Genomic DNA, 4,431 nt, shown 5'->3' with positions numbered 1-4,431 from the left:
GGCGCAGCCCAGCGCCACGATCGATTTGCCAGGCAAGGACACCCTGCTATCGTCATCCTAGGCATCGAGCCAAACGGCCGGCCGGGGAGAAGCGTCGATGATGAACCTGTTCGATATCATGCAATCGGCCCAGAGCGGCCAGGCGCTGCCGAATCTCGCCCAGCAATACGGCCTGACCATGCAGCAGATGCAGGCCGCGCTCGACGCCCTGCTGCCCGCCTTCTCGATGGGGCTGCAGCGCCAGACGCGCGACCCTTACGCCTTCGGCTCGCTGGCGCAGATGATGACCGCCTCGCCCTATGCAAGGTTCTTCGAGGCTGGCGGCTACGGCATTCCGGCCGGCGCCCAGAACGCCGGCAACGACGTGCTCAGCCAGCTCTTCGGCTCGCGCGAGGTCAGCCAGGCGATCGCCGCGCAGGCGGCCGCGACCAGCGGTGTCTCGCAGGCCATCCTCAAGCAGATGCTGCCGGTCATCGCCGCGATGCTGATGGGCGGCCTGTCCAAGACCTCGAGCAACGAGGGACTGGGCGGCATTCTCGGCCAGTTCGCCGAAATGATGCGCGGCCAGATGCCGGGGATGCAGCCCACGCCGCCGCAGCCGCAGATGCCGGCCAATCCGTTCGAGGCCATCCTCAAGGGCATGTTCGGCCAGGGCGGCCAGCCGCAGCCTTCTCCGCAGGCCGCTCCCTCCGACCCGTTCGGCGGGCTCGGCCAGATTCTCGGTGGCATGTTCGGCGGCATGGCTCCGCAGCCTGCACCCCAGCCGGCGCCGGCTCCCCGCAGCGCACCGCGGCGTGCGCCCGCGCCGGAACCCGAGCCGGAGGAGGCAGCTCCCTCTTCCGCCGCCAATGGGCCAGGCTCAATCGGCCTCGACGCGCTCAACCAGATGTTCGAGCATGGCCGCCAGATCCAGGACGATCACCAGAACGCGCTGAAGTCGATTCTCGACGCCATGCTCGGCGGTGGGCAGGATCGCCGCTGAGGCGGCTTCAGCTCTTCATCTGCTGAAGACATGAAAAAGGGCGGAAGCACGAAGCTCCCGCCCGCAGGTACGCTGTCGCCAAGGGGTCAGGCGCAGCGTGCAACCGTGATATCGGCCTTCGCGGCCAGCATCGGCACCGCGCCGGCATGGCGCAGGGCATGATCGCGACGCGCGGCGGCGAGATTCGACGAGGAGCGCGAGCGTTCGGCCAGAACGGCGGACGGGTCGTCCAGCCAGGAGGCCGCCAGCGCGCCGTCGATATCGGAGCGCACGAGGCCGATATCCTTGAGGCCGCGCTCGTCGAGCTCGGCGCCCAGGCGCATCACCTCACGACGATGGATCAGCGCACGCACGAGTTGGATCGTTCCGGCAGCTCCGATGGCGGCAACACGCGTGACGCCGGCCGAAACGGACGAGAGCGACTTCGCGGCAATGGTCATGAGCAGCATGACGGCCTCCTTTGGCAGTGCGGAACGTGGATCTTGGCTCCTCCATCCCGCCCGGACGCGCCATTGACGGAAGGCTTTGGAGAGCATCCGGACCTTAGCGAGGCTCTGGCCATCAGCCAAACGAATGGTTATGATGTCTCGCAACACTGATATTGATGAACAGTGACGGGGATCGCCCATGGCCCATGTGCTCGATGCCGATCAGCTCAAGACCTTCGTCGCGATCGCCGATACCGGCTCCTTCACCCGCGCCGCCGAGATCGTCTTCAAGACGCAATCGGCCGTTTCCATGCAGATGAAGCGGCTGGAGGAGCGGGTCGGGCGCCCCCTGTTCGGGCGCGACGGGCGCCATGCCAAGCTGACCGAGGATGGCGAGCGCCTGCTCGACTATGCCCGCCGGATCGTGCGGCTCAATCTCGAATGCGTCGCCTCCTTCGCCGATGCGGATCTCAAGGGCCGCATCCGTCTCGGCGTGCCCGACGACTATGCCGACCGCTACCTGCCGGAGATCCTGGCGCGCTTCGCCCATTCGAATCCGCGCGCGGAAGTAACGGTCGTCTGCGAGCCGACGCCGATGCTGGCCGAGCGGATCGCGACCGGCGATATCGACCTCGCGATCATCACCCATGTCGAAAGCCGCGGCCAGGGCGAGATCATCCGCATCGAGCCGCTGCTCTGGGTCACCTCGGCACGCCACAGCGTGCATGAGGAAGACCCGCTGCCGCTGGCGCTGGGGCGGCCAACCTGCAACTGGCGGCAGGCCGCGGTCGATGCGCTGGAATCGAAGGGGCGGCGCTTCCGCGTGCTTTATGCGAGCTGGAACTCGACCGCGGTCGGCGCTGCGGTGCTGGCCGGGCTCGCGATTTCGGTGCTGCCGGAGAGCGCGGTCAGGCCCGGCATGCGCATCCTCGGCCCGTCCGAAGGCTTTGCAACCTTGCCGTCCTGCAAGATCGGCCTGCTGCGGACCCGCTTCGACCCCTCCGTTCTGTCGAACGCGCTGGCCGAGCACATCATCCAGAGCCTCGACAACCTGGCGAGCTTCAAGACGGCGGCGGAGTAGGCGCCGGCCGAAATCAGTGCCCGAAACCGGCCGCCACGGACTGGAAGAAGCCGGCGACCGACTGGCCCATCTGCGTCGCGCCTGCGACGATCGTCAAAGAGACCAGGCAGGCGATAAAGCCATACTCGATCGCCGTCGCGCCGCGTTCGTCGCGAAGAAAAGCAGCAGAGCTGGCGCGGAACTGATCCATGCCGCAAGGTTATCACTGCGAACTACCGCGAAATCGTTAATCTCCCCGCTGCAATGCGGCGGATTTCGCTTTTTTTGAGTCGGCAGAGCTACAACGCCAATTCGGTAAGAACCGGCTCGACGGCTCCGCCCCATTCGCCACGATAGCGCGCGACGAGTTTCTGGGCGAGCGTCTGCTCGCGCTGCACGATCTCGGACAGGGGATCGAGGTAAACGCCCTCATCCCTGCCGGCGGCATCGCGGTGCCCCCGACGAGCAAGACCGGCGCGCGACAGTTCCAGCACCTCGCCGGCAATCTCGCCGAGCTTGCGCCCGCCAATGGTAGCCGCGAGACCCTCGCGCGGAACCGCATCGCGCAGCGCCTGACGCTCCGCCGCACTCCAATCCTTGACGAGCTGCCAGGCCGCATCGAGCGAAGTCGCGTCGTAGAGCAGCCCGACCCAGAAGGCCGGCATCGCGGCCAGCATGTCGGCCGGGCCGGCATCGCAGCCGCGCATCTCCAGGAAGCGCTTGAGCCTGACTTCCGGGAACAGCGTCGAGAGGTGGTTGGCCCAGTCGGACATCGTCGCCCGCTCGCCCGGCAATTGCGGCAGGCGGCCAGCCAGCAGGTCGCGGAAGGAGGCACCGGCGACGTCGTGATAGGTATCGCCGCGCTTGACGAAATACATGGGCACGTCGAGCGCCCAGTCGACATAACCCTCATAGGACATGCCCTCGTCGAAGGCGAAGGCCAACATGCCGGAGCGCGCCTTGTCGGTATCGCGCCAGATCTCGGACCGCATCGACTGGAAGCCGTTGAGCTTGCGCTCCAGGAAAGGCGAGGAGGCGAACAGGGCCGTGGAGAGCGGCTGCAGCGCCAGCGAGACCCGGAGCTTGCGGACCATGTCCGCCTCGCTGGCGAAGTCGAGATTGACCTGCACGGTGCAGGTCCGGAACATCATGTCGAGGCCCATGGTGCCGACTTTCGGCATGTAATTAGCCATGATCTTGTAGCGGCCCTTCGGCATCACCGGCGTCTCGGCGCGGGTCCAGAGCGGCGAGGCTCCCAGGGCGACGAAGCCGATATCGTGCGGGGCGGCCACCGCCTTGACGTCGGCGAGATGGGCTTGCAGCTCGGCTTCCGTCTCGTGCAGCGTCTCCAGCGGCGCACCCGACAATTCGAACTGCCCGCCCGGCTCCAGCGAGATCGCCCCGCCGCCATCCGGCCCGGCCAGCCCGATGATATGGCCGGCATCGACGATCGGCTCCCAGCCGAGCCGCTGCTGCATGCCTTCGAGCAGGGCGCGGATGCCGCCGGCACCGCCGCGGCCCTCGTAGGGAACGGGAGCGAGATCGCTCCGGTAGAACGGGAATTTCTCGTGCTCGGTCCCGATACGGAAGGACGAGGCCGGTTTCTCGCCGGCGGCGATCCACGCAATCAGTTCGGCCTTGGAACCGATCGGGGTCGAATCGGACACGTCGCGAGCCATGGGCGCTCCGGCAGATGAGACAAGACAGCCGGCCCGCCGCGCGGATGGCGCAGCGGAAGCCGGCAGAGGATGCACAGACATAGGCGAGCGCCGGGCGCTCGACAACGACCGGGATCGTGCATTCGCGCAAAGGCGACCGGCGCTGGCGGCACGCCTGCCCGCCCTCCGCTCAGGCTCTCGGCCAGTCTCCGAGAACCGCCTGGACCAGAGCCAGAGCTGCGACCGCCGCGGTATCCGCCCGCAGGATGCGCGGGCCGAGCGAGATCGGCAGGGTGTTGGGCC

Annotated in this window: 6 protein-coding genes; 2 read left to right on the top strand and 4 right to left on the bottom strand. The window is 67.4% G+C overall.

Features of this window, described 5'->3' with window-relative positions; genetic code table 11:
* The first annotated feature begins 97 nt into the window (after positions 1–97).
* Complete coding sequence (locus JHD80_RS26705; protein WP_199093533.1) at positions 98–982, top strand: DUF937 domain-containing protein; 885 nt, start codon at positions 98–100, stop codon at positions 980–982.
* 86 nt (positions 983–1,068) lie between these two features.
* Here JHD80_RS26705 and JHD80_RS26700 read toward each other — a convergent pair whose 3' ends face one another.
* Positions 1,069–1,431, bottom strand: coding sequence for a DUF1127 domain-containing protein (locus JHD80_RS26700; protein WP_199093531.1), 363 nt, complete (start codon positions 1,429–1,431; stop codon positions 1,069–1,071).
* A gap of 178 nt (positions 1,432–1,609) precedes the next feature.
* Here JHD80_RS26700 and JHD80_RS26695 point away from each other — a divergent pair, with 178 nt between their 5' ends.
* Positions 1,610–2,491 (top strand): LysR substrate-binding domain-containing protein, encoded by an 882-nt coding sequence (locus JHD80_RS26695; RefSeq protein ID WP_047580398.1) that lies wholly within the window; start codon positions 1,610–1,612, stop codon positions 2,489–2,491.
* A 13-nt stretch (positions 2,492–2,504) separates the two neighbouring features.
* Here the strand turns inward: JHD80_RS26695 and JHD80_RS26690 are convergent, their stop codons facing one another.
* The 3 genes from JHD80_RS26690 to JHD80_RS28875 form a co-directional block, all read right to left on the bottom strand.
* Entirely contained in the window at positions 2,505–2,681 is a 177-nt protein-coding gene (locus tag JHD80_RS26690) for a Flp family type IVb pilin (RefSeq protein WP_199093529.1), read from the bottom strand.
* Between the two features lie 88 nt (positions 2,682–2,769).
* Complete coding sequence (locus tag JHD80_RS26685; protein WP_199093527.1) at positions 2,770–4,149, bottom strand: glutamate--cysteine ligase; 1,380 nt, start codon at positions 4,147–4,149, stop codon at positions 2,770–2,772.
* Between the two features lie 169 nt (positions 4,150–4,318).
* A partial coding sequence (locus tag JHD80_RS28875) for a 16S rRNA (uracil(1498)-N(3))-methyltransferase (protein WP_349237357.1) occupies positions 4,319–4,431 on the bottom strand: 113 nt, incomplete at its 5' end.

Source organism: Allobosea sp. ASV33 (genome assembly GCF_016428755.1).
Classification (GTDB): Bacteria; Pseudomonadota; Alphaproteobacteria; order Rhizobiales; family Beijerinckiaceae; genus Allobosea.
Note: the sequence above shows the minus strand (reverse complement) of the source record. Positions and strands in the feature narration are given on the sequence as shown.

Bases quoted from the DNA above. Each gene is read 5' to 3' on its own strand.
- JHD80_RS26705 (WP_199093533.1), top strand. From the start codon at position 98: ATGATGAACCTGTTCGATATCATGCAATCGGCCCAGAGCGGCCAGGCG.
- JHD80_RS26700 (WP_199093531.1), bottom strand. From the start codon at position 1,431: ATGCTGCTCATGACCATTGCCGCGAAGTCGCTCTCGTCCGTTTCGGCC.
- JHD80_RS26695 (WP_047580398.1), top strand. From the start codon at position 1,610: ATGGCCCATGTGCTCGATGCCGATCAGCTCAAGACCTTCGTCGCGATC.
- JHD80_RS26690 (WP_199093529.1), bottom strand. From the start codon at position 2,681: ATGGATCAGTTCCGCGCCAGCTCTGCTGCTTTTCTTCGCGACGAACGC.
- JHD80_RS26685 (WP_199093527.1), bottom strand. From the start codon at position 4,149: ATGGCTCGCGACGTGTCCGATTCGACCCCGATCGGTTCCAAGGCCGAA.